Source organism: Paraclostridium sordellii, assembly GCF_000953675.1.
Taxonomy (GTDB): domain Bacteria; phylum Bacillota; class Clostridia; order Peptostreptococcales; family Peptostreptococcaceae; genus Paraclostridium; species Paraclostridium sordellii.
The window spans coordinates 928,849-953,615 of sequence record NZ_LN679998.1 but is presented as its reverse complement, the minus strand read 5'-3'; the positions used below and the strand labels follow the sequence as shown (position 1 = coordinate 953,615).

The following is a 24,767-nucleotide window of genomic DNA, read 5'->3' as shown; positions in this document are numbered from 1 at the left end:
CTATAGCATATTTAATCTAATGATTTTATATACTATAACTCTATATCTACTATCCTTGAGAAAGTTGTTGTTTTACTATTGATACTTCACTTTCTGCAGCAGGTTGAGCTGGTATGTAGTAGCCCTTCTCTTTAGCTTTTTTAAATAAATTATATTGACGAATCTCATCTTGATCTCTCATATCTTGTAATGTTTTACGAAGTTGTTCATTTTCAGTTTGAGCAATTATACCTCCGTATCCAGCTAAACTTGCATTTATACTACTAAGGTAATCACTTATCATTTCTTTTTCTTGCATATATATACCTCCTATCCTAAAAATTTCATTAAATTTTCTTTACTATTTTTTGCGTCTTGAGCATCTTTTGTAAGCATTTGTACTAGCTCAGGATCAGTACATTTTTGAGCATAATCATTTAACTTTTTCTCAATAGTGCAGTGAGCACCGATTAAATGACGTAAATTTTGTAATTCTAATTGATTTAATTGATGTATCATATTAGCACCTCCTTTTTATTAAGTTCAATAGTATTATTCCATATATAATAATTATTATACTTTTAGATGTTAATTACTTATAGTAAATATATACCAACTAAAGAGTATTAATTAAAACTTTACACTTTATAAAATCTGCTAAAGAGTATAGATTAGTAAGTGAAAGTATATAAACTAAAAATTTCCATGGAAAAGAATATATATATAGTTAAAATTCCAATTGAATTTTTTCACCTAAATATGCATATGTATCCTTTTAAATTACTCAATTCAAGTATTACTTGATTTAATTAAATATATAATTGAGTGTAAAATTTTAATATATATTATAAAATTAACTTAGGAAACTAAAGGAGTGATCATAATGGAAATATCAGAAAAACTAAAATTATTAAGAACGGAGTCAGGTTATTCTCAATCTCAAGTAGCTAAAGAATTATTTGTTTCATTTCAAGCAATCTCAAATTGGGAAACAGGTAAAACATATCCAGATATTCGTAATTTAATTAAACTATCAGACTTTTATAAGGTATCTTTAGATGAACTTATTAAAGAAGATGAACTTCTTAAAAAAAAGTTAGAAAATAATACTTCAAACATAGCAAAAACTATAGGATGTACTTTATTTTTATTTATTGGAATTATATTATTTTTAGGATGTATATATGTTTATTTTTCAAAGGGTAAATTTCTATGGCTTGCAACTATTGGAAGTATATTTTTTATAATTGATGCATTATTAGAATTCAAAAAAATAATTTCTAATTAATTTTATTAAAAATTGCTGGTTATATAAATATGTCTATAATCATTTTAAAAAAACTTATAATAAAAAACACCCCTACCTCGCGTTTTACGAGGTAGAGGTGTTTTTTTATTATTATATACAATGTTTTAAATCATGACCATTACAACCATCATTTAAATGTAAACTATCCATAAATTTTGCACTAACAACATCTACTCCAGTTCCTAAAACATCTTTTATTATAATATCTCCAACATTAACTGGAGCATTTACTACAACATTATCTAAAAGTCTCATAATATCAAACATAAGCTCTTTAGAAATAGAATCATTAGTTTTAACAGGAAGTAAGTTCAAATAAGAACCATTTAATTTAACAGTAGTAGTTATAACTCTTCTAGGATTTGTAACTTCCTCTACTCCATATTTAGCTCCTCTTTTACAAGTATTTCCTTCAACTTTATATTCACCATCAACCTTACTAACAACTAAAGAACACCCCATTGGACAAACAGTACAAGTAATATTTCTCATAACTAAGCCTCCTCAACACTTACAGTTATATTTCCTTTAATATCTTTAAATAAATCTTTACTAATTTTTATATTTTCCATCTCTGAAGGTATCATATGAAGTCTCTTCTTCTCTAAAATTACCTTATAATCACTTTTTACAACTAACTTTTTATTTTTATAAATTTGTCTAACTCTCATAAATAAGTTAACATCTTCATCACCATCTACATTCACACTTTGAGGAACTACATATATAATCCCTTCACCTGCAGATGTTTTTACTTCATTACCTTTATTTAACTTATTTAAAGAATATAATGCCGCATTTTTACCTGCTATTTTACTTTCCTTTGTAACAAAGTCTACTAAGTCATGAACGTGGACAACATTACCACAAGCAAATACTCCATCTACATTAGTAGCCATAGAATTATTAACTATAGGGCCACTAGTTTTAGTATCTAAATTAACCCCTGCTTCAACACTTAACTCATTTTCTGGTATAAGTCCTACTGATAAAAGAACTGTATCACAACTTATATATTCCTCAGTTCCTTTTATAAGATTTCTCTTTTCATCTAATTTACAAAGAGTAACTCCCTTAACTCTTTCCTTACCATCTATATGAGTTATTCCAGTACTTAGCATTAAAGGTATATTAAAATCATCTAAACACTGAACTATATTTCTAGTTAAACCACTTGAATGTGGATTTATTTCAACTACAGCTTTTACCTTAGCTCCTTCAAGGGTCATACGTCTTGCCATTATAAGTCCTATATCCCCAGAACCATATATAACTATTTCTTTTCCTACCATATAACCTTCCATGTTAGAAAGTCTTTGTGCTGCACCTGCATTATAAACTCCTGCTGGTCTATATCCTGGTATATCTATTGCTCCTCTTGTTCTTTCTCTACATCCCATAGCTAAAACTATAGCATCAGCTTGTATATTTATTATTCCTTCTTCCCCTAAAGCTTCTATAGTCTTATCTTCACTTATATTTAAAACCATTGTATCTAGCATATAATCTATTCTTTCTTCTTTAACCATTTCAATAAATTTATGAGCATACTCAGGTCCAGTTAATTCTTCTTTAAATTCATGTAATCCAAAACCATTGTGTATACATTGGTTAAGTATACCACCTAGTTCTCTATCTCTTTCTATTATAAGTACATCTTTTGCACCATTTCTCTTAGCTTCAACTGCTGCACCTAAACCTGCAGGTCCTCCTCCAACAACTACAACATTATATCTCAACTAACTCACCTCTTAATTCTTTTGATTTTCCTACTACTGCATTAGAGTTTTCATAGTCTTTTAATACATCTTCAACATCTATATTAAGTTCCCTAGCTAATATTTCTATTACCTTAGGTCCACAAAATCCACCTTGACATCTTCCCATACCTGGTCTTACTCTTCTTTTTACTCCATCAACTGTTCTAGCTCCACATAGTGAGTTTATAGCTTCTACAATCTCTCCTTCTGTTACACTTTCACATCTACAAACTATTTTTTTGTAGCTTGGATCTTTTTTTATTATTTCTTCTTTTTCTTGTGGGCTCATTTTCATAAAAGGTTTGTTCTTCTTTCTTTTAGGTTTAAAGTTTAATTTTTCATTTAAATCTAAACCTTCTTCTTTAAGAATTTCTACAACGTATTTTGCAACTGCTGGCGCTGATGCAAGTCCTGGGGATTCTATACCACCAACATTTATAAAGTTTTTGCATTTATCTGAAGCAAATATCATAAAATCTCCTGTATTTGGAGTTGCTCTAAGACCTGCAAAACTTGTTATTGTTTTTCTAAAATCTATATTTTCGATAGTTTTTCTTGAACTGTTTACTATTTCACTGATTCCATCTCTTGATGTTGATATGTCCTCTTTTTCTTCAACAACTGTAGCATTTGGTCCAACTAAAAGATTTCCATGCACAGTTTGAGTAACTAAAACTCCTTTTCCTTTTTCACTTGGACATTGGAATAAAACATGATTTGCAATTTTACCTTCACTCTTATCTAATATCTTATATTCACCTTTTCTAGGTATTATAAAATATTCATCTCCACCTATCATATTGTTTATTTTATCAGCATAAACTCCTGCTGCATTTATAACATACTTAGCTTTTATATCATATTTATTTCTTATTTTTATATTAAAGTAATCATCTATCTTTTCTATATCTACAACTTCTGATTCTAATTTTAAATCTACTCCATTTAACATAGCATTTTCCATAAGTGCTATATTTAAATTAAAAGGACAAACAATTCCTGCGCTTTCACAAAGTAGAGCTCCTACTACATCTTTATTAATATTAGGTTCAATCTCTATTACTTCTTCACGGTTTAATATTTTAAGTCCTGTTGCTTTATTTTCAAGACCTCTTTTATATAAAGCTTTTACATGCTTCATTTCTTCATCACTAAAAGCTAAAACTAAAGATCCTATTTGTTTAAAATCTACATCTAGATCATCACATAAATCTTTGTATAAACTATTACCTTTGACATTTAGCTTAGCTTTTAAGCTTCCTACTTTAGCATCATATCCACCATGTACTATAGCACTATTTGATTTAGTAGTTCCTTGGCAAACTTCAACACCTTTTTCAATTACTACAGTTTTTAAATTGTATTTTGATAGTTCTCTAGCTATAGAACTACCACTTATCCCTGCTCCTATTATTGCTATATCATACATAATTTTGCCTCCTTGAAAAAAAATAGAGACCCCCCTATACAATGTATAGAAGGCTCTCTCATCTCTTAGCCATAATATTTCATTTTTAATGTTTTTAAATCGTTTTCCTATTTTGTAATTCTATTGTATCATAAACATTTTTCTTTGTCATTAATTTTTTACACTTGCTAATTCTTTTTCAAATTCTTCATCTTCTTTAGCCCATAAAAGTGATCTATCTACTGCTCTTTTCCATCCTTTATACAGTACTTTTCTCTTCTCTTCACTCATATGTGGTTCAAATTCTCTTTCTATTACTACAGATTTTTTTATATCTTCTTTATTTTCATAAAACCCTACAGCAAGCCCGGCTAAATATGCTGCACCCATTGCAGTAGTTTCAAGTACTTTAGGTCTATTTATATTTACATTTAGTATATCTGATTGGAACTGCATTAAGAAGTTATTAGCACTAGCTCCACCATCAACTTTAAGATTTTTTAAGTTAAGTCCTGAGTCTTCTTGCATTGCATTTAATACATCTTTAACTTGATATGCAATTGATTCTAATGTAGCACGAACTAAATGTGCTCTATTTGCTCCACGAGTAAGCCCCATAATACATCCTCTAGCATACATATCCCAATAAGGAGCTCCAAGTCCTGCAAAAGCTGGTACTACATACACACCATTAGTATCGCCTATACTTTGAGAATAAAACTCACTTTGCTGAGCATCAAATAAAATTCTAAGCTCATCTCTTAGCCATTGTATAGCAGCTCCACCAATAAATATACTACCTTCAAGAGCATACTCAACTTTTCCATCTACTCCCCAAGCTATAGTTGTTAATAATCCATTTTTAGATTCAACCATTTTTTCTCCTGTGTTCATAAGCATGAAACATCCTGTTCCATAAGTGTTTTTAGCACATCCTTCTTCAAAACAAGTTTGACCGAATAAAGCTGCTTGTTGGTCTCCTGCACATCCTGCTATTGGAATTTGAGCTCCTCCTAACATATGTTCATCAGTGTGTCCATATATATAACTAGATGGTTTTACCTCTGGTAACATACTCTTTGGTATATCTAACATTTCTAATATTTCATCATCCCATTTTAATTTTTTTATATTATATAGCATAGTTCTTGCAGCATTTGAATAATCAGTTACATGAACTTTACCACGAGTTAAATTCCATATTAACCAAGTATCTACTGTTCCAAATAATAATTCTCCATTTTCCGCTTTTTCCCTAGCACCTTCAACATTATCAAGTATCCATTTTATTTTAGTTCCTGAAAAATAAGCATCAAGTATTAGTCCTGTTTTTTCTTTTATTTTTTCTTTATATCCCTTAGCTTCTAATTCGTCACATATTTGAGATGTTCTTCTACATTGCCAAACAATAGCATTATATATTGGTTTTCCCGTATTTTTATCCCAAATTATAGTTGTCTCTCTTTGGTTTGTTATTCCAATTCCACAAACTTGTTCTGGTTTTATACCATTAGTTTCTAAAACTTCTCTCATTACACCACTTTGACTTCCCCATATTTCCATAGGATTATGCTCTACCCATCCTGGTTTTGGATAAAATTGAGTAAATTCTTTTTGTGAGGTTGCAACTAAATTACCTTCCTTGTCAAATAATATAGCTCTTGAACTTGTAGTTCCTTGATCTAATGCCATCATATATTTTTTCATATTGTTTGCCTCCAATGATTATATATTTAAACCTTTAGTATTTTTTAGTTCATATATCTTTTAATTCCTTTATCAAATACAAATCCTGCTAAAACTGCTCCTATTATCGGTCCGACTATAGGTACCCAGAAATACATATTAGGACCTAGTGCACCACTTCCCCATCCTGATATAACAGCAAACATCTTAGGTCCAAAGTCTCTTGCTGGATTCATTGCAAATCCTGTTAAAACTCCAAAACTAGCTCCTATTATAGCTATTGTTATACCTATAAAAACTGGTGCTAAGTTTGACATAGGTTTATTTGAATTTTTTTCTTCTCCAACCGCTAATATTACAATGACTAATAACATAGTTATGAATGTTTCTACAAGTAATGCGTCAAATGAGTTTAATGCTGCATTTGGATAAGTAGAAAATATTGAAGCTGTTTTAAGTCCATTTGTACCTGATCGCACTATATTATGAGTACTCTCAAAGGATGTAAACAACTTATTAAACAATAGGTAAACTGTTGCAGCTCCTGTAAAACAGCCTAATATTTGAGATATGATGTATGGCAATATCTTGTTTTTGGGAAAATCTCTGTGTACTGCTAAAGCAATAGTTACTGCTGGATTTATATGTGTACCTGATACTGCTCCGGTTACATATATAGCTATTGTAACTGCTAGGCCCCATATTATACCTATCTCCCATTGGGAAACACTTGCACCGCTTAAAACCATTGATGCTACTGCTCCACATCCTATAAATATTAGAATCCACGATCCAATAAATTCAGATATGCACTCTCCTAGTAATGTCTTTTTCAACTAAAATACCTCCTTTAAATTTTCATGTAATTAGTCAATTAATCCAAAAAAAACAGAGAGCCCCCATAGTTTTATAGGGCTCTCTTCTCTCTAGCCAGTATTAATTTTAATTAAATGCTATCACGAAAACATTTTCCAGTCAATAAAATACTTCGTTAGATATTTAATAAACCAATTTATCATAATAACACAATTTTTTATTAAGTTTTTAATTACCACATATTTATATCTGTAGTAGATATAGCCATAGCTCCAGCTGCTAATCCATTTATTATTTCTTCTTTTCTATCTATAAGCCCACCGCATATTATAGGTATGTTTGGATATGTCTTGTTCATTTTTTTTATTACTTTTTGAATTACTCCAGGCATGATTTCAATTGCATCAGGTTTTACTCTTCTTAAACTTTCAATTGCATTATCAAGTGACATTGAGTCTATAAAGAAAAATCTTTGAACAACTTTTAAGTCTAATTCTATTGCTCTTTTTACTATATTTGTTTTAGTAGTTATAATTCCATCTAGGTTTAATTCTTTTTTCATATAATCAACAGCTATAGGACTTGATGATATTCCCGTTATCATATCAATATGTACAAATACCTTTTTATTATGGTTATGTAATAGGTCTATTTTTTCCTTTAAATTAAGAATATCTTCATTTAATAAAAATACAATATCTCCATCCGAATTTGCAGCATCTTCTAGATGCTCATCACTTTTTATAGCACAAATTATAGGATTTAGTTCTAACAAATCTTTCATATAAGCCTCCACATTTGCTTTTTTTAATTAATTATATCACTTTTCTTTATTATTTAATTGTTATATTTTTACCATATATATCTCTGTAAGTTATTTTTATTGTATAAATTCTATATATGTTAAATATTATATTAACTTATTTTATAATTTAATTATAATTTAAAACCTCCATAGATGCGTTGAAACAACACACATATGGAGGTTTTATTATATATTTAATTTACTAAATTTAATTTTTTTAATAAATGTAAATTTTTCTTAGTTAATAAAAACTTTTTACCTAAATTTAAAATATATCTAACTAAAGCTAAGCTTGTTATTAGCATAACGAATATAATTGCCATCTGTATTAATGTATTAAATACATCTCCTGACTTTAACATTAATAAATCATTAAAGTATACAAATAAGCCAATTATACATGCTGATGAAACAATACATACTGCTTTTTTTAAGATACTAGATGGTTTAGATACTTTAAATATGACAATCAATCCACTTACAGCTATTGTATAAACGCATAGTTTTGATATTTCATTTTGTGCTATGTTAAAATTACTTCCATACATTATAACAAGAATACAAATCAATACTGCTATCCCATATGGCAATGAATTATCTAATACATTTTTTAAGAAATTCCCTTTAACCTTATTTTTATTTGGCTCTAGTGCAAAAACAAATGAAGGAAGTCCAATAGTAAAAGCACTGATAACGGTTAACTGCACTGGTACAAATGGATATTGCATATTTATTAAAGCTATAACTATTGCAAGTAGTATTGAATATATTGTTTTATTTAAAAATAATGAAGCAACTTTTTCAATATTATTTATAACACGCCTTCCTTCGTATAAAACAAAGGGAAGTGATTCAAAGTTGTTATCTAATAAAACAAGATTAGAAGCACTCTTTGCCACATCACTACCATTAGCCATAGCTATACTACAGTTTGCTTCCTTTAGAGCCATAACATCATTAACCCCATCTCCAGTCATAGCAACTACATGACCATTACCTTTTAATGCCGAAACTAAATCTTTCTTTTGTTCTGGTGTAACTCTTCCAAACACAGAATATATTTTAGATGCTTTTTCTATATCTTTTTTATTTTTTAACGTAGTGGCATCTACACATTTATCTGAATTCTTTAAGCCTACACGCTTTGCAATTTCACTTACAGTAATATGATTATCTCCTGATATAATTTTAATATCTAATCCTTGTTCCCTAAAATATTGTAATGTTTGCTTAGCTCCTTCTCTTATTTTATCTACAATCAAAATAATTGCCACTAACTTAACATCATCTAAATTTTCATTACTACATTTAGCAAGTACTAAAACCCGATTTCCTTCTTTGGAATAATTTTCAATATTTTTGACTATATTTTCATCTTTATTTTTAAATATAAATTCATAGGCTCCCATTATATAAGTTCCCTCTTTAAATACTGCACCGCTATACTTTTTCTGAGAAGAAAAAGGAATACTTTTAATTAGATTAAATTTATCATTTTCTTTAAACCTATCTTTTATAGCTAAAAATGTGAAGTTATCATCATTTAAAGCATAAACTAAATTTCCCATAATTTCATTTACATCATAATCTTTATCTAGTGAAACAACATCCTTTACTTCCATCTTCCCTTCAGTTATAGTTCCTGTCTTATCAAGACATAATACATCAACTCTTGCTAATGACTCTAGACAATTTAGTTCTTGTACTAAAGTTCTTTTTTTAGCTAAATTAATAGCCCCTACTGCTAAAGAAATGCTAGTTAATAGTATTAACCCTTCTGGTACCATTCCTATTAAGGCTGCTGTAGTTGTTAAAATACTTTGATTAAGGTCAATTCCATTTATAAAGTAAGATTTTGCAAATAATGTTATCCCCAGAGGTAGTATTATTATACTTACAAACTTTAAAATTTTATTTAGAGAATCATTTATTTCTGATTTATATTTTTTAAATTCTTTTGCCTTTGTTGAAATTTTACTTGCATAGTTATCCTCTCCAACATTTTCAACCTGAACCTTAGCTTTACCTGATGTTATAAAACTACCTGAGTATATAAAATCTCCAGGTGATTTTTTTACAATATCACTTTCTCCTGTTAATAAAGATTCATTAACTTCTAAATATCCTTCTTTTAAAATTGAGTCAGCTACAACTTGATTACCTGTACTTAATATTGAAATATCATCTACTACAACTTCATCCATCTCAATTGTTTGTTCTTTCCCATCACGTATTACCTTTACTTTTGTAGATACTAACAAAGTTATTTTATCTAATATCTTTTTAGCTCTTATTTCTTGTATAATCCCAATTGCTACATTTAGTACCACTATACCTATGAAAAATAAGTTTTTAAAAGAACCAGTAAATGCTACTAAAATAGCTAATACTACATTAACAAGGTTAAATAAAGTAAAAGTATTATCCATTATTATCTGTTTATATGATTTTGAATTTTTTATATTTAATCTATTTACTCTACCTTCCTTAATTCTTTCATTTACTTCATGGCTACTTAATCCATTTTCTATATTTATATCAACTTTTTCAATCATAAAAGTTCCCCCCTAAGTTGTCAACATACAGTAATTAATAAAATTTAATTATGAGCTGATTTTATAGTTTTTAAATTTATATTCTATTTCAAATCTTTAATAATATGTTAACATATAAAGTTTTAAAGAACCCTAACAGATATGTAATACTACTCTTTTAATATTACATAATTGTTAGACTTCTTTAAAATCAGCATTTTAGAGGCATTTAAAAGATATAAAAAGCCCCTTATAAAATTTTATAAGGGGCAAAATCTTCTATAAAGATATAACCATATTAATAAGCTTGTTGTTTCTCTTTATAAACTCATCTAGTTCTTTTGCATCTAACTCTTTGTTAGCAAGTAATGCAATATCTAAAATTTGATTACATATTAAACTAACTTTATCTTTTTTACTTTCATCATCTTTTATGTCCATAAGTTTTTTAATTATAGGACTATTATCATTTATAACTAAAGTCTTTTCTTCTTCAAAATTCATTCCAAGATCCATTCCAGCAAACTGAGATTTCATTTCTGCCATTCTTCTTGATTGTTCTGATACTAATATTATTGCTGTAGTATCTTCACTTTTTAAACTTTCAACAGAATAAGCCTTTACCTTATCTCCTACAACCTCTTTAAATAAGTTTTCTATATTAACTTTTTCTTCTTTATTTTCATCATCTTTTTTATCTTTTAAAACCTCAGATAAGTCTGCATCTATTCTATTAAATACTACACCTGGATTTTTATACTCAATAAATGACATAAAATGATTATCTATAGTTGAATCTAGTATAACTGCATCAAGATTATAGTCTTTAAATAATTTTATATATTGAGACTGTTGTTCTTCATCACTTACATAAAATACTTTATTTTCATGTTTTTCTTTACAATTTTCTAGATATTCATTTAAAGTCAAATATTCATTATTTATTGTTTTATATAATATTATATCTTTTATTTTATCGTAAAAACTTTCATCTTTTAAGCATCCAAATTTAATAAATACTTGTATATCATCCCAGAATTTTTCATAGTTTTCTTTTTCGTTTTTGTGTAATGCTTTTAATTTATCTGCAACCTTTTTAACTATATGTTTAGAAATTTTACTTACATCTTTATCATTTTGTAAGAAACTTCTAGATACATTTAATGGTAAGTCTGGGCAGTCTATTACACCTTTAAGTAGTAATAAAAACTCTGGTATAACTTCTTTTATATTATCTGCAACGAAAACTTGATTGTTGTATAATTTAACTTTTCCTTCTATTAATTCAAATTCATTTTTTAATTTAGGGAAATATAATATTCCTTTTAAGTTAAATGGATAATCTACATTTAAATGTATCCAAAATAACGGTTCATCAAATGTTTTAAATACTTTTCTATAAAACTCTTTGTATTCCTCATCTGTACAATCTTTTGGTGATTTTAACCATAATGGATATGTATCATTTAATGTTTTTTCATCTTCTTCTTTCTCTTCTTTTCCTTTTACATGTAGGTATATATCTACAGGTAAGAATGAACAATACTTATCTATTATATTTCTCACTTCATATTCTTCTAAAAATTCTTTGCTATCCTCATCTAAAAATAAAGTTATAGTTGTTCCTCTTTCTTTTCTTGAATCACTTTGTCCTATTTCATATTCAGTTTGCCCTTCGCTAATCCATCTAACAGCTTGTTCATTTTCTTTATATGATAGTGTGTCTATTTGAACTTTTTTAGCTACCATAAAAGCTGAGTAAAATCCAAGTCCAAAGTGACCTATTATATCACTTTCTTCACTTACTTTATCTTTATATTTATTTACAAAATCTTCAGCTCCAGAAAAAGCAACCTGATTTATATATTTCTCAACTTCCTCTTCAGTCATACCTATACCATTGTCTTCAAATATAAGTAATTGATTTTCTTTATCTATAGTTACATCTATTTTATATTCTTCTTGATTGCTATTTTTTACTTCTCCCAAAGAAACCAATTTTTTATATTTGTTTATCGCATCACACCCATTACTTATAAGTTCTCTTATAAAGATGTCCTTATCAGAATATAACCATTTTTTTATTATTGGAAATATATTTTCCGTATGTATTGATATATTACCTCTTTTATTTTCCATATTTTATCTCCTCCTTATTCTCTATGTAAATAAATTTCGGGATAAAATTTTTCCCCATATCTAATATTCTAGCATCTTTGTTAGCACTGTCAAGTGCAGAGTGATAAATTACTTTTAAAAATTTTTATTATTTTTTTAATAAATGGTATTAAATTCTTATTATCTGGAAATACTTTTACTAAGCTCAATTTCTTTTTTATATGGTTTGTTTCAATACAAATACATCTGATACAATTTTTCATTAATCCACTAATAAAAAAAAGACAGGAATCGGTACCTGTCTTTTTTGTTATTTAATATTACATATTCTCATTCATATTAAAATAGTCTTCATCATTAAAACTTAAAGTTTTTTTTGAATCTTTACTTCTTTTTAATCTAAAGTTTTCAATAAGTGATTTTAACATTTGAGCTTGTCCACTTAATTCTTCACTACTAGCTGCACTTTCTTCTGAAGTTGCAGAGTTAGTTTGAACTACTTCAGAAATTTGTCCAACGCCTTGTGTAACTTGATTAATAGCATCTGCTTGTTCTTCTGATGCCTTAGCTATATCGTCAACAACTGTCTTAGTTCTATTAGAAGTATTTATTATTCTTTGAAGTGATTCTGCAGTAGAATCTACTATTTCAGTTCCTTTATCGACTGCTAATATTGCATTTTCAATAAGTGTAGCTGTATTTTGAGCCGCTTCAGCAGATTTAGCCGCAAGATTTCTAACTTCATCTGCAACAACTGCAAATCCTTTACCAGCTTCTCCAGCTCTTGCTGCTTCAACAGCTGCATTAAGTGCTAGTATATTTGTTTGGAATGCTATATCATCTATTGTTTTTATTATTCTACCTATTTCATTAGATGTAGTTGAAATCTCTTCCATAGCCTTAACCATTTGTTTCATTTGTTCATTACCTGCTTTAACTTGACTAGCAGAGTTAGTTGTTAGTGAATTTGCTTTTTTAGCATTTTCTGCAGTTTCATTTATCTTTTCAGATATTTCTATTATAGTTGCAGATAATTCTTCTATTGCACTTGCTTGTTCCGTTGCCCCTTGTGATAACATTTGAGATCCACTTGCAACTTGGTCTGATGCCGCTCCAACTTCTTCAGCCGCTCCATTTATTTGAGCCATTGTTTCACTTAAGTCTTCAGTTATATGAACTATAGATTTTTCTATTTCTTCAAATACTCCAACATATTCTACATTAGGTTCAACATCAAAATTACCTTCTGCCACATTTGCAAGTACTCTAACTGTATCTCCTATTATCTCTTTAGTTTTACAACTCATTCTTCTCATGCTGTCAGCTAAAGATCCTAATTCATCTTTTGATTCATAAGATATATTTATATCGAAATCTCCATCTGCCATTTTATCTGCAGCCTCTTCAATTTCTTTTACAGCTTCAGTTAAAAGTCTTGTTATATATAAGCATATAACTATTCCTATTATTATAGTAATTACACTAATTGCTATAGATGCTACAATAGCACTGTTTGACTCATGTTTTACACCTTGATTAAATTCTATACCATACTTTTCTGATTCATCATTAACCTTAATAGATGCCTCTACAGATTTATCATAAGCATTATAATATGCTGTACCTTTAGCTGTCATATCTTTTGCAGCTTTATAATTTCCTTGTTGCATTATAGGATATACTGCTTCATATTGTTGTCTTAAATTATCTATTGAATTTTTAAGATCATCTACTAAAGTACTTTCTCCTTTAAATGACTCACGAATTACATTTATTCTTTGATCTATACTTTCAAAATCTTTTAATATCACTTCTCTGTATTCTTGTGGATTTTCTCTTAGCATTGAGTTTCCAATATTTCTTCCTATAGAAACTAAATCTCTACGAACTCCCATAGATTCTGTAGTAGTTTCATATGGTCCTTTAAATAATTCATCACTTAGTTTTTCTGATTTTTTTAGCTTTGATATTGTATAAATACTAGTACAAGCTAATAATAAAAGTATTATCATAAAAGATATACTTAATTTTCTTCCTATTTTTAAGTCTCTCATATTTTCTTCCTTTCTATAGCTTATTTTAAAATTTAATTTATTTTTTTATTTTATTTTCAAGGCATAATTTTACTTAAGTTTCTTATATATCTGGCTAAATATTTAATTTCTAAAAACCTAAATAAAAAATTGCAAATTTCACTGTGTATGTTATACGTAAGTTAAATACTTTTCTTTAGCCCTATATTTATTGTAAAATAATGGTAAATAAGGCGATTTTACCTAAAAATCATGAAAAAAACATTTTCAATTTAAATATTATCGTTTTCTTTTTTAATTCTGTATATTTAAATATTTTTTTATTTTTTATAAATATTTTTTTAACAAATTTTAATCTTATCAATTACTTCTTAAAAGTCATGATTAAATATTAAATAGATAGTATCGATTTAATATACTTTGGATATAATCTAAATACATAAATTTTTTTTAGATAGTACTTCTTTCAAAATTTTATACACAAAAAAGACAGGCATCAGCACCTGTCTTTTTTATATTTATTTAAATTTGGGCAACCAGTCTCCATGTTCTTTGATTAAGTCATCTACTAAATTTTTAATCTCATCTATACTTAACTCTGACGAAGTATGTGGATCTAACATAGCAGCATAATAAATATAATCTTTATTTCTTGTTAAAGCTGCTTCTACTGTAAGTAACTGTACATTTACATTAGTTCTATTAAGTGCTGCTAATTGAATAGGTAATTCTCCTACATAACATGGAGTAATTCCATTTTTATCAGCTAAGCAAGTTACTTCTACACAACAGTCATTTGGTAAGTTAGTTATAAGCCCCGTATTTAAAACATTTCCTCCAAATGTATAAGGTCTACCAGTCTCTATTGCTTCCATTATATATGAAGCATATTCTTTTGTTCTCTTATGATTAATTTTTTCATTGTTGACTAAATCCTTTTTACGTTTATCCCAGTTTTCAATTTGAGATATACATCTTCTTGGGTATTCGTCTAGTGGTATATTATATTTTTCTATAAGCTCTGGATGTGTGTTTTTTATAAAATACGGTAAATATTCTGCATTATGTTCACTAGATTCAGTTACATAATACCCAAATTGTTTCATAAGTTCAAATCTAATCATATCATCATGTTTACCCAATGCATTTGCTCTTTCTTTTATTTCAGGATATAAATCTTTTCCATCTTTAGTTATTTCAAGTAACCAACCCATATGGTTTATTCCTGCAATTTTATAACTAATACCTTCTGTTGACATATTTAGTTTTGATAATAAATCTGATGCACAAGTTTGAACAGAGTGACAAAGTCCTACCGTTTTCACTTTAGTTCCTTTTATCATAGCTAGCGTAATCATAGACATTGGATTTGTATAATTAAGTAACAACGCATCTGGACATACTTCTTCTATATCCTTTGCAAAGTCTAGCATTACAGGAATTGTTCTAAGTCCCCTAAATATGCCTCCAATTCCCAATGTATCTCCAATAGTTTGTCTAAGTCCATATTTTTTAGGTACTTCAAAATCAGTTATAGTACATGGATCGTATCCTCCAACTTGAATTGCGTTAACTATATATTTAGCTCCTCTTAAAGCTTCTTTTCTATCTTTATATTTATTAATATTAGCTCGAGACTTGTTTAAAGTTTTATTTATAATACTCAACATATTATAAGATTCATCCAATCTTTTTTCATCTATATCGTATAAAGCTATTTCAAAGTCTCTTAAAGCTTCAGTTAACATACAATCCCCTAAAACATTTTTTGCAAATATAGCACTTCCTACTCCTAAGAATGTTATTTTCCCCATAAATACACCCCTTATTTACAAATTTATAAAATTACTATTTCACTCCAGAAAAACTCAATTTTAATCCATTTGTGTATTATTTTCAAATCAATTATGATATCTTTAAAAAGTATTTCCCTACATCATTACAATACACTTATAAAGTTTTATTTTTAGCTTTAGGATTAAAAATAGGATATTTAAATAATAAATTTCCTATTTTTAATCCACTTCGTTAATATTATAATATTTAATTCTAGCTTTAAAATATCATAACTTTCCACTTTTAGCAAACATTTTCACATCTTAAAATAAGAAAACGCAACCTACTATAGATTACGTTTTCTTCACCTTAATTAAACACCTTTAATTTCTTTTAAATTTAGCAATAATTCATTATGTAAGTTTAATAAAGTCTCTACATCTTTTGGATTCATTCTTGCAAGTGCAGAATTCATCGCATTAAAGGAATACGCTTTTTCTTCAGATTCAATAGCTATATTTAAACCAGCTTCTGTTAATCTTAGCTTAACAGCTCTTCTGTCTTGCTGACTTATTTCTCGTTCAACTAATTTTAACACTACTAATTTTTCAACTATTAAACTTAATGAGCTAAGTGAAAGTTGCATAGGTAATTTTTCTGATAATTTCTTTAAAGTTACACCAGGATATATTTTTAAAGTATTGATTACTGATAATTGTTGAAATGTAACACCTAGTTCTTCTGCATTTTTCCTTGCAAAGTCATTGGCAAGTTTAGCTACAGAAAAAAATGACTGTAAAACTTCTCTTGCTTTCCTAATTCTTCGGTCTTTATTGTCCATATGTCTGTCCCCTTTAATGTTGGTTTTATATTAAAACATTTAGTTTATTATATAATTTAATATTAAACTATTCTAAAACTAATTTTATCATTATTTCTAAGTTTGTTCAATGTATCCACAAAAAACTGAAATCTTTTGATTTTTCTATATTGTTATTTTTCTAATTAATATTTATTTCCGCGGAAATTTCTTCAATAAAATTATTTCTGCATCATATATATCACTTTTATGACATAATACATAATTAATTTCATATTAAAATAGCTTATATATTAAACTATTTTTAAAGCCACTATGATATTATATAAAAACAAATTTATAATAAAAAAGGGATATATCAAAATATTTATGTTTTCTAAAATATTTTGATACATCCCTTTTTATTTAATGAGTCATACCTATTACTGCTCCTATTATATAAGGTATTAACCATACACACCAAACAAATATACTGAATTTATGGAATACTTTTTGTTTTGATTTATCATTTTTGTAAAGTACCCATGTAGCCCATACGGCATGAAATAACATTAATAAAATTGCAATTGTTCCTGTAACACCATGAATTGTTAATGCAGTAGATGAAATTGGAATTGCTTTTGATTCTGCTAATGATTTCATAAGCATTGTCCCTGTTGTATCACATATTAAACCTAAATAAAACATTATAACGTGATTTTTCTTTAATATACCAGCTTTTCTCTCACTAAAAACACCTATTGTATAAAATACTAATGCTAGTGAAATTGCTATTATAGCAACTATTAATTTAGTACTCATTTTGATTACCTCCAACTTAGTTTGCATGCTAACTTATTATTTTACATTGGTATTTATACCACTAAATTGGAAGTTAAAACACTTTTGTTAAATTTTTACTTTAAATTACTTTAAAAACTTTAAATCATGACTTATAACTTTTTTATCTTTAAAGTCATACTTAAAAGAGTATGATAAAACATTTCCCTTTTTTAATTTTTCTAAGTTAGTTGCTGTTATAGCTACTACTTCACTATTTGATTTGTCTTGAATCTTTTTTAATTTATTTTTTTGTACTTGCTCTCCAATGCTATAACGTAAATTATTTTTATCTATTTTTACAGAATATATCTGTTCCATTTTCTTGTTTGCAAATTCAATCATTTGATTTTCAGCTTTTGTGTAAGTACTTTGGCTATAAGTTAATGTTCCAACAATAGTCGTTACTAATAAAACTAAACCCATAAAACCAGTTAATCTTTTCATTATCTACCCTCCTGTATAAATTTCTTTATGAGATAATTATAGCTAATTTTATAGGTTAAAAACATCGATGTTTGTTACATCTAGATTACATTTTCGTAACATTACTATTTATTGTGTTTACATAATTTTTAAAATATTGATAAAATAGTATTATAAATAAAAATGGGGGTAAATAAAAATGGATATTGATAATAATAAAGAAGATTTGAAAAATATTATAATAAAAGAAGCTTCTAAGCTTTTTATAAGTCAAGGTTATACAAAAACTACAATAAGGCAAATCGCTGAGGTATGTAATTTAGGCAGGGGACATTTATATTACTATTTTAAGAAAAAAGAAGATATTGTCCTTTTCTTATATAAAGACCTTATAGAAAAGATCTACTCTTATATTAGTAAATCATCTAATGAATCTTTAGATCCTCTACTTAGTTATGCAATAACTCAATACATATATATAAAAGTAATCGCAACTAACCAACCTTTATTTAGAATGTATATAGAAGCATCTGAAATTGACTCTGTTAGAAAAGAATATTTAAAAACTTTAGAAGATATTTTAAAAGCTAATCTTAAAAATATAAATTATAAATTTAGTAATGAGCAAATAAGTTTAAGTGTTGTAATAGGTTCTGCTGGTGAAAATGAGTTACTTAGAAGATTTTATAAAGATAATATAGATTTAACATTAGACCAAATAATTGAAAGCACTATAAAGACAAGACTTTTACTACTTGATATATCTCATGAAAAAGTCTTTGAAATAATATCAAAAACTAAAGAAGAAATCAAAGATATAGATATTTTTAATATAACAAATAAAATAAATGTACTTGACAGATAGGTTGTACTCCTCCTACAATCTATCCTATAAACCAATTTGGGCATGCCTAATATTTTTAAAGGGGGAAATAGGCTATGAGGGGATTATCTAAGTTAATAGCTAAAAAAAGCAAATTAATATTAGTAATAGCAATACTGTTACTAATCCCATCAGCAATAGGATTTTTAAAGACAGACATAAATTATGATATTTTAAGTTACTTACCTGATAACTTATCAACAACTCAAGCAGAAAAAATTTTAAAAGAAGATTTCAATTGTGGATCACTTGCTATGTTGATAGTAGAAAATATGGAAGACAAAAATGTTTCTAAGTTAAAAGAAAAAGTATCTAAGGTTGATGGAGTTGTAGATGTCTTATGGATAGATGATTTTCTCGACTTATCAGTTCCAAAAGAAATGCTTCCAAAAGATATAAACGACCTTTTATACACGGACAATTCAACTTTAATGGTTATAAAACTTGAAGAAGGCTCTGCTTCATTGAAAACTCTAAATGCAGTTGAAAGCATAAGAAATATAACTGGTAATCAAGCCTTTTTAAGTGGTATGGCCAGTATTATAAAAGATACTAAAGATATATCAGATAAAGAAACTCCTTTATATGTGGTAATTGCAGTTATATTAACTTTAATCGTTTTATCTTTTACAATGGATTCCTATGTTACACCTTTTATATTTTTACTAAGCATAGGTTTTGCAATAATTTATAACTTTGGTAGTAATATAATATTTGGTGAAATTTCCTATATAACAAAAGCCTTAAGTGCAGTTTTACAACTTGGAGTCACAATGGATTATTCAATATTTTTACTACATAGGTATGATGAAGAGAGAGATAAATATGATAGTCATATAGATGCTATGGCTATAGCAATTCAAAATACTACAACATCAATATTTGGTAGTTCTTTAACTACTATTGCAGGATTTTTAGCACTTTGTGCAATGGACTTAGCACTAGGCATGGATATGGGCTTAGTTATGGCTAAAGGAGTTTTGCTTGGTGTTATATGTACAGTTACAGTTTTACCTGCATTAATATTAATTTTTGATAAACAAATTCATAAATACAAACACAGACCAATCCTACCTACATTTAAAAAATCATCTGAGATAGTTGTTAAACATTATAAAAAATTAGTAGTTTTTTTCCTATTACTTTTTATTCCATCAATAATAGGTTCTACAAATGCAAAGGTATACTACAACCTAGATGAATCACTACCTGATAACTTACCTTCTATTATTGCAACAAATAAGTTAAAAAAAGATTATAACATGAATAGCACTAATATAGTGTTAGTCAAAGATAGTCTTAAACCTTATAAAGTGGAACAAATGATAAAAGAAATTGAAAATCTTGATGGAATAAATTCAGTTGTAGCCCTTGAAAAAATAATAGGTCCTTCAGTAGTTCAAGATATCCTTCCAAGTAATCTACTAAATTCAGTTAAATCAGGTGGATATGAACAACTAATAGTAAATTCTAAGTATAGAGCTGCAACAGATGAAGCTGGTATTCAAATAAAAAAATTAAATGAAATAGTTCATAAATATGATAAAAATGGTTTAGTAGGTGGCGAAGCCCCTCTTACTGATGACTTAATAAAGATTGCTGATACAGATTTTAAAACTGTAAGTTTTGTATCTATAATTGCTATATTCGTAATTATAGCAGTAGTATTTAAATCTATTTCGCTTCCAGTTATCTTGGTTTTAGCTATTGAATCTGCAATTTTTATAAATTTGGGCATACCTTATTACACTAATACTATAGAACCATTTATAGCTTCCATTGTTATAGGTACTATACAACTTGGAGCAACTGTTGATTATGCTATTTTATTAACCTCTAGATATAAAGAAGAATTATCTGTTAATGAAAATAAATTTGAAGCTATGAGAGTTTCAATTCAAAGTAGTGCAAGATCAATAGTTACAAGTGCTTTATCATTTTTCTCAGCAACTATTGGAGTTGGACTTATATCAAAACTTGAAATGATAAGTGCTTTATGTAGTCTTATGGCTCGTGGAGCAATTATAAGTATGTTTATTATAATTTTTATGCTTCCTGCTATACTATTAACTTTTAACAGTTTAATCATAAAAACTAGTAAAAACTTTATACCTAAAAAATCTTCAAATTTAAATAAGGGGGAAATTTAAATGAAAAAAGTTAATTTACCAAAGGCAACAATAGCAACTTTAACAACTTTGATGATATTTTTAAATACTGGCATAGCTTTTGCTGATACTAAAAAAGATGAAACTGTTTATACGATTTTAAAAGAAGATGGTAATATTGATAAAACTATAGTTTCCACTTGGATAAATTCAGATAAAAAGCTCGGTGAATTTAAAGATTACAGCAACTTAAAAAATATAACAAATGTAAAAGGAGATGAAAAACCTAAAATAGATGGTGATAAAATAACTTGGAATGTAAATAATGAAGATTTATATTATAAAGGAGATAGTAAAGAAAAACTACCTATTGACGTTGATATAAAATATGAATTAAATAATAAGAAAGTTACTGCTAAAGATATAAAAGGAAAATCAGGTAAATTTAAAATAACTATAAAGTTAAATAATAATGAAAAACGAAATCGTAAAATAAACAATACTACAAAAGAAATGTACGTACCATTTTTAACGGCTACTGAAGTGTTATTCCAAAGAGATAATTTTAAAAATATAAAAATTAATAGCGGTGAGCTTATTGATGACGGTAAAAATAGTAGCATAACTTTTACATCTTTCCCCGGGCTAAAAGAAACACTAGATCTTGATAAAGATTTACAAAAGTATATTGATTTAGAAGACACTCTAGTAATAGAAGGTCAAACAAACAAATTTGAAATGCCTAATATAATGATAGTTTCTACTCCAAAACTACCTGAGCTTAAAGGAATTGATGAAAACTCTACATTAAACGATTTATCAAAATCTTTAAATAACTTAAAAAAAGGTGGAGATGACCTTTTAGATGGTTCAAAAAAATTACTAGATGGAAATAATGAATTAAATTCAAACTTTGCAAAATTTGATGAAGGTGTAAAATCTTTAGCCAAAGGGTCAACAAGTTTAAGCGAAGGAATAAATAAACTAAATCAATCTGCTCCAACACTAAATTCAGGTGCAAAAAGTTTAAGTTCTGGACTTAGTCAACTAAATTCATCTCAATCTAAGTTTAATGAAGGAGTTAGTAGCTTTTCATCAAACACAGATAAACTTTACGAAGCTTACTCAAATATAAATAATGGTATATCAAATGCAAAGAGCGGTGCAGATAATTTATCCTCTGGTTTAAATAATGGAGTTGGTGGAATCGATGGCTTAATAGGTTCAACAAATAATATTGATCAACTTGCTGGAGGCTTAGTAAATTTAGCTTCTATGATTGAAGAATCTAATCCAGATGTTGCTGGTCAATTAAGAAATATCTCCGGATCACTAAATCAAGTATCTCAAGGTCAAAGAGATGGCCTTAGCTCTTTGAAAAACGGAGTTTTAACTGCTGCAAATGGTGCAAGCAGTCTAAGTGATGGTTTAAGTAATTTAAAGGCTGGATCTGATAGTTTTAATTCTAATTTAAAAGCTCTATCCGATGGTTGTAAAACCCTTAGTGAAAGTTCAAAACAGTTATCTTCAGCTACAAATCAGTTAGAAGAAGGTAGTAAAAAACTTGTATCTGGAACTGATGAATTAAGTAAAGGTACAAATCAATTAGCACAAGGTGGAAAAAGTTTAGTAGATGGAACAAATAGCTTAACTACTAATTCATCTAAATTGCTAAAAGGAACTAATGCCTTAGCAAAAGGCTCTAGCGATTTATATAATGGTGTATCAAAATTAAAAACTCAAGGATTAGATAAACTTTATAAAGAAGGAAATACAAAACTATCAAATATAAATGGTTTAATGGATATAAAAGATGAAATAGTTAAATTATCTAAAGAATATAATAACTTTGCTGGTAAAAATAAAGATATGAATGGCAGTGTTAAATTTATAATGAAAATAAACAATTAAAAATAGCTGTTTCAAAGTTAACTAACTTTGAAACAGCTATTTTTTATACTAAATAATGTATAAACATAGTTCCTAATCCTAAGAAAAAGAAAAATCCTAATACATCTGTAAATGTAGTTACAAATATTGATGATGCTAATGCTGGATCTATTTTTAATTTTTTAAGTGCAATAGGAACTAAGTATCCAGAAACAGTTGCTACTACCATATTTAATATCATAGCTATTCCTATTACTAATCCAAATATAATCTTTCCTTCCCATAAATACCCAAGAACTGCTATTATTGCACCAATTGAAATACCTGTTATAGCTCCTATTCCCAACTCTTTAAATAAAGTTCTTTTCATATTACTATAACTTAATTCACCTAATGCCAAACCTCTAACTATTATTGTTAAAGTTTGTGTTCCTGCATTACCACCCATACCAGCTACTATTGGCATAAATGTAGCTAGTGAAACAACTTTTTCTATAGTACCTTCAAATAATCCAACTACGGAAGATGCTAAAATAGCTGTTGCAAGATTTATTACAAGCCATGGAAGTCTACTTTTTACAGACTCCATTAATGTTCCATTTATTCGTTCTCCTTCGTCTACCCCTCCAAGACGATGTATATCTTCAGTAGATTCATCTCTTAATATTTGAATAACATCATCAAATGTTATAATTCCTAATAATCTTTGATGGCTATCTACTACAGGCATTGTTAAATACCCATACTTTTCAAATATATGTCCAACTTCTTCTTGGTCCATATCATAGGGGATACACTCAACTTCAGTTTTAAGTATTTCAGAAATTAATGTCTCAAATTTATGAGTAACTAATTCCTTTAGAGAAATGCTTCCTTTTAATTTATAAAGTTTATCAATTACATATAATTCATATATATTTCCTATTTCTCTACCACAAGTTTGCAAATATTCTAAGGTAGATCCTACTGTCATATTTTCTTTTATAGATATAAATTCAGTTGCCATTATACCTGCTGCTGTATCTGGCGCATAACTTAATAGCTGACGAACATGTCTTGCATCTTCATCTGTCATCTTTTCTAAAATTTTTCTAGTATTTTCTTCATCTAAAGAACCCAATAAATCTGTTAATTCATCTGAAGACATCTCTTCAATAATATTTTTTTGCTTATTTTCAGAAAATCTTCTTAAAATTTCATATTTTTCTTCAATATCAGCTTCATCAATTATAGAAGCTATATAGTTTTCTGGCAATCGATTTAAAATATCATAACTATCAGCTTCATTTTCTCTTATTATATCTAATACATCAACTGGATGAATAGATTTTACATGCTCTATTACCTTATCTTGTGGAGCATGAAGTAAAAACTTCTCTAGTTCTAATTTACTTATATTTGTTTTCATATTATTCTCCTACTATTAGATAGGACAAAAATAAATAATGGTATTAATGTCCTTATCTAGTTTATTTTTTGATTTCACTAAATTTTTCCTCTCAGGGCTCGGATCCATTAATACCACCTACTTTCTATATTTTAATTGTATATTTCAAATAATATTTCTAACTTTTTTATAATATGCTTATATGTTGAT

Annotated in this window: 20 protein-coding genes; 4 read left to right on the top strand and 16 right to left on the bottom strand. The window is 27.7% G+C overall.

Going from position 1 to position 24,767, the window contains the following annotated elements; translation table 11 throughout:
- Window positions 1-49 precede the first annotated feature (49 nt).
- Both ATCC9714_RS04620 and ATCC9714_RS04615 read right to left on the bottom strand, forming a co-directional pair.
- Window positions 50-298 (bottom strand): spore coat protein, encoded by a 249-nt coding sequence (locus tag ATCC9714_RS04620; protein WP_021123446.1) that lies wholly within the window; start codon window positions 296-298, stop codon window positions 50-52.
- A gap of 11 nt (window positions 299-309) precedes the next feature.
- A complete protein-coding gene (locus tag ATCC9714_RS04615) occupies window positions 310-498 on the bottom strand; it encodes a hypothetical protein (protein ID WP_021123445.1) in 189 nt (62 codons plus the stop codon).
- A gap of 364 nt (window positions 499-862) precedes the next feature.
- Here ATCC9714_RS04615 and ATCC9714_RS04610 point away from each other — a divergent pair, with 364 nt between their 5' ends.
- Window positions 863-1,267, top strand: a complete 405-nt coding sequence (locus tag ATCC9714_RS04610) for a helix-turn-helix domain-containing protein (protein ID WP_021128633.1) — start codon at window positions 863-865, stop codon at window positions 1,265-1,267.
- Between the two features lie 111 nt (window positions 1,268-1,378).
- On the opposite strand, the gene ATCC9714_RS04605 is transcribed toward ATCC9714_RS04610, so the two are convergent.
- From ATCC9714_RS04605 to ATCC9714_RS04545, 13 genes are all read right to left on the bottom strand, one after another.
- Window positions 1,379-1,780 (bottom strand): DUF1667 domain-containing protein, encoded by a 402-nt coding sequence (locus ATCC9714_RS04605; protein ID WP_021123443.1) that lies wholly within the window; start codon window positions 1,778-1,780, stop codon window positions 1,379-1,381.
- A 2-nt stretch (window positions 1,781-1,782) separates the two neighbouring features.
- Window positions 1,783-3,027, bottom strand: coding sequence for an NAD(P)/FAD-dependent oxidoreductase (locus tag ATCC9714_RS04600; RefSeq protein ID WP_057544596.1), 1,245 nt, complete (start codon window positions 3,025-3,027; stop codon window positions 1,783-1,785).
- Window positions 3,017-4,477, bottom strand: a complete 1,461-nt coding sequence (locus ATCC9714_RS04595; RefSeq protein WP_057544594.1) for an NAD(P)/FAD-dependent oxidoreductase — start codon at window positions 4,475-4,477, stop codon at window positions 3,017-3,019. Before ATCC9714_RS04595 ends, ATCC9714_RS04600 begins: the two co-directional genes overlap by 11 nt.
- 150 nt (window positions 4,478-4,627) lie before the next feature.
- Window positions 4,628-6,163: a glycerol kinase GlpK gene (glpK, locus tag ATCC9714_RS04590; protein WP_057544593.1), complete on the bottom strand. Its 1,536-nt coding sequence runs from the start codon at window positions 6,161-6,163 to the stop codon at window positions 4,628-4,630.
- 44 nt (window positions 6,164-6,207) lie between these two features.
- Window positions 6,208-6,978 carry an MIP/aquaporin family protein gene (locus tag ATCC9714_RS04585; protein ID WP_021123435.1) on the bottom strand — a complete coding sequence of 257 codons (771 nt, stop codon included), beginning with the start codon at window positions 6,976-6,978 and terminating at the stop codon, window positions 6,208-6,210.
- Window positions 6,979-7,190: 212 nt separating this feature from the next.
- The gene (locus ATCC9714_RS04580; RefSeq protein WP_021128639.1) at window positions 7,191-7,742 is read right to left on the bottom strand and encodes a glycerol-3-phosphate responsive antiterminator; all 552 of its coding nucleotides are present in this window, start codon (window positions 7,740-7,742) and stop codon (window positions 7,191-7,193) included.
- A gap of 215 nt (window positions 7,743-7,957) precedes the next feature.
- Window positions 7,958-10,318, bottom strand: coding sequence for an HAD-IC family P-type ATPase (locus tag ATCC9714_RS04575; protein ID WP_077065659.1), 2,361 nt, complete (start codon window positions 10,316-10,318; stop codon window positions 7,958-7,960).
- A gap of 258 nt (window positions 10,319-10,576) precedes the next feature.
- Entirely contained in the window at window positions 10,577-12,436 is a 1,860-nt protein-coding gene (gene htpG / locus ATCC9714_RS04570) for a molecular chaperone HtpG (RefSeq protein WP_057544591.1), read from the bottom strand.
- 299 nt (window positions 12,437-12,735) lie between these two features.
- Window positions 12,736-14,469 (bottom strand): methyl-accepting chemotaxis protein, encoded by a 1,734-nt coding sequence (locus ATCC9714_RS04565; protein ID WP_057544589.1) that lies wholly within the window; start codon window positions 14,467-14,469, stop codon window positions 12,736-12,738.
- A gap of 497 nt (window positions 14,470-14,966) precedes the next feature.
- A complete protein-coding gene (gene melA, locus ATCC9714_RS04560; RefSeq protein ID WP_057544588.1) occupies window positions 14,967-16,262 on the bottom strand; it encodes an alpha-glucosidase/alpha-galactosidase in 1,296 nt (431 codons plus the stop codon).
- A 335-nt stretch (window positions 16,263-16,597) separates the two neighbouring features.
- Entirely contained in the window at window positions 16,598-17,065 is a 468-nt protein-coding gene (locus ATCC9714_RS04555; protein ID WP_021123419.1) for a MarR family winged helix-turn-helix transcriptional regulator, read from the bottom strand.
- Window positions 17,066-17,449: 384 nt separating this feature from the next.
- A complete protein-coding gene (locus ATCC9714_RS04550; RefSeq protein ID WP_021123418.1) occupies window positions 17,450-17,845 on the bottom strand; it encodes an HsmA family protein in 396 nt (131 codons plus the stop codon).
- Window positions 17,846-17,950: 105 nt separating this feature from the next.
- Window positions 17,951-18,310, bottom strand: a complete 360-nt coding sequence (locus tag ATCC9714_RS04545; RefSeq protein WP_021128644.1) for a hypothetical protein — start codon at window positions 18,308-18,310, stop codon at window positions 17,951-17,953.
- 178 nt (window positions 18,311-18,488) lie between these two features.
- Here ATCC9714_RS04545 and ATCC9714_RS04540 point away from each other — a divergent pair, with 178 nt between their 5' ends.
- The 3 genes from ATCC9714_RS04540 (at window position 18,489) to ATCC9714_RS04530 (ending at window position 23,191) form a co-directional block, all read left to right on the top strand.
- Window positions 18,489-19,154, top strand: a complete 666-nt coding sequence (locus tag ATCC9714_RS04540) for a TetR/AcrR family transcriptional regulator (RefSeq protein ID WP_021128645.1) — start codon at window positions 18,489-18,491, stop codon at window positions 19,152-19,154.
- Window positions 19,155-19,228: 74 nt separating this feature from the next.
- Window positions 19,229-21,322, top strand: a complete 2,094-nt coding sequence (locus tag ATCC9714_RS04535) for an efflux RND transporter permease subunit (RefSeq protein ID WP_057544587.1) — start codon at window positions 19,229-19,231, stop codon at window positions 21,320-21,322.
- A complete protein-coding gene (locus tag ATCC9714_RS04530) occupies window positions 21,323-23,191 on the top strand; it encodes a hypothetical protein (protein WP_057544585.1) in 1,869 nt (622 codons plus the stop codon).
- A 43-nt stretch (window positions 23,192-23,234) separates the two neighbouring features.
- Here ATCC9714_RS04530 and mgtE read toward each other — a convergent pair whose 3' ends face one another.
- Window positions 23,235-24,578: a magnesium transporter gene (gene mgtE, locus ATCC9714_RS04525; protein WP_021128648.1), complete on the bottom strand. Its 1,344-nt coding sequence runs from the start codon at window positions 24,576-24,578 to the stop codon at window positions 23,235-23,237.
- Window positions 24,579-24,767: the final 189 nt, after the last annotated feature.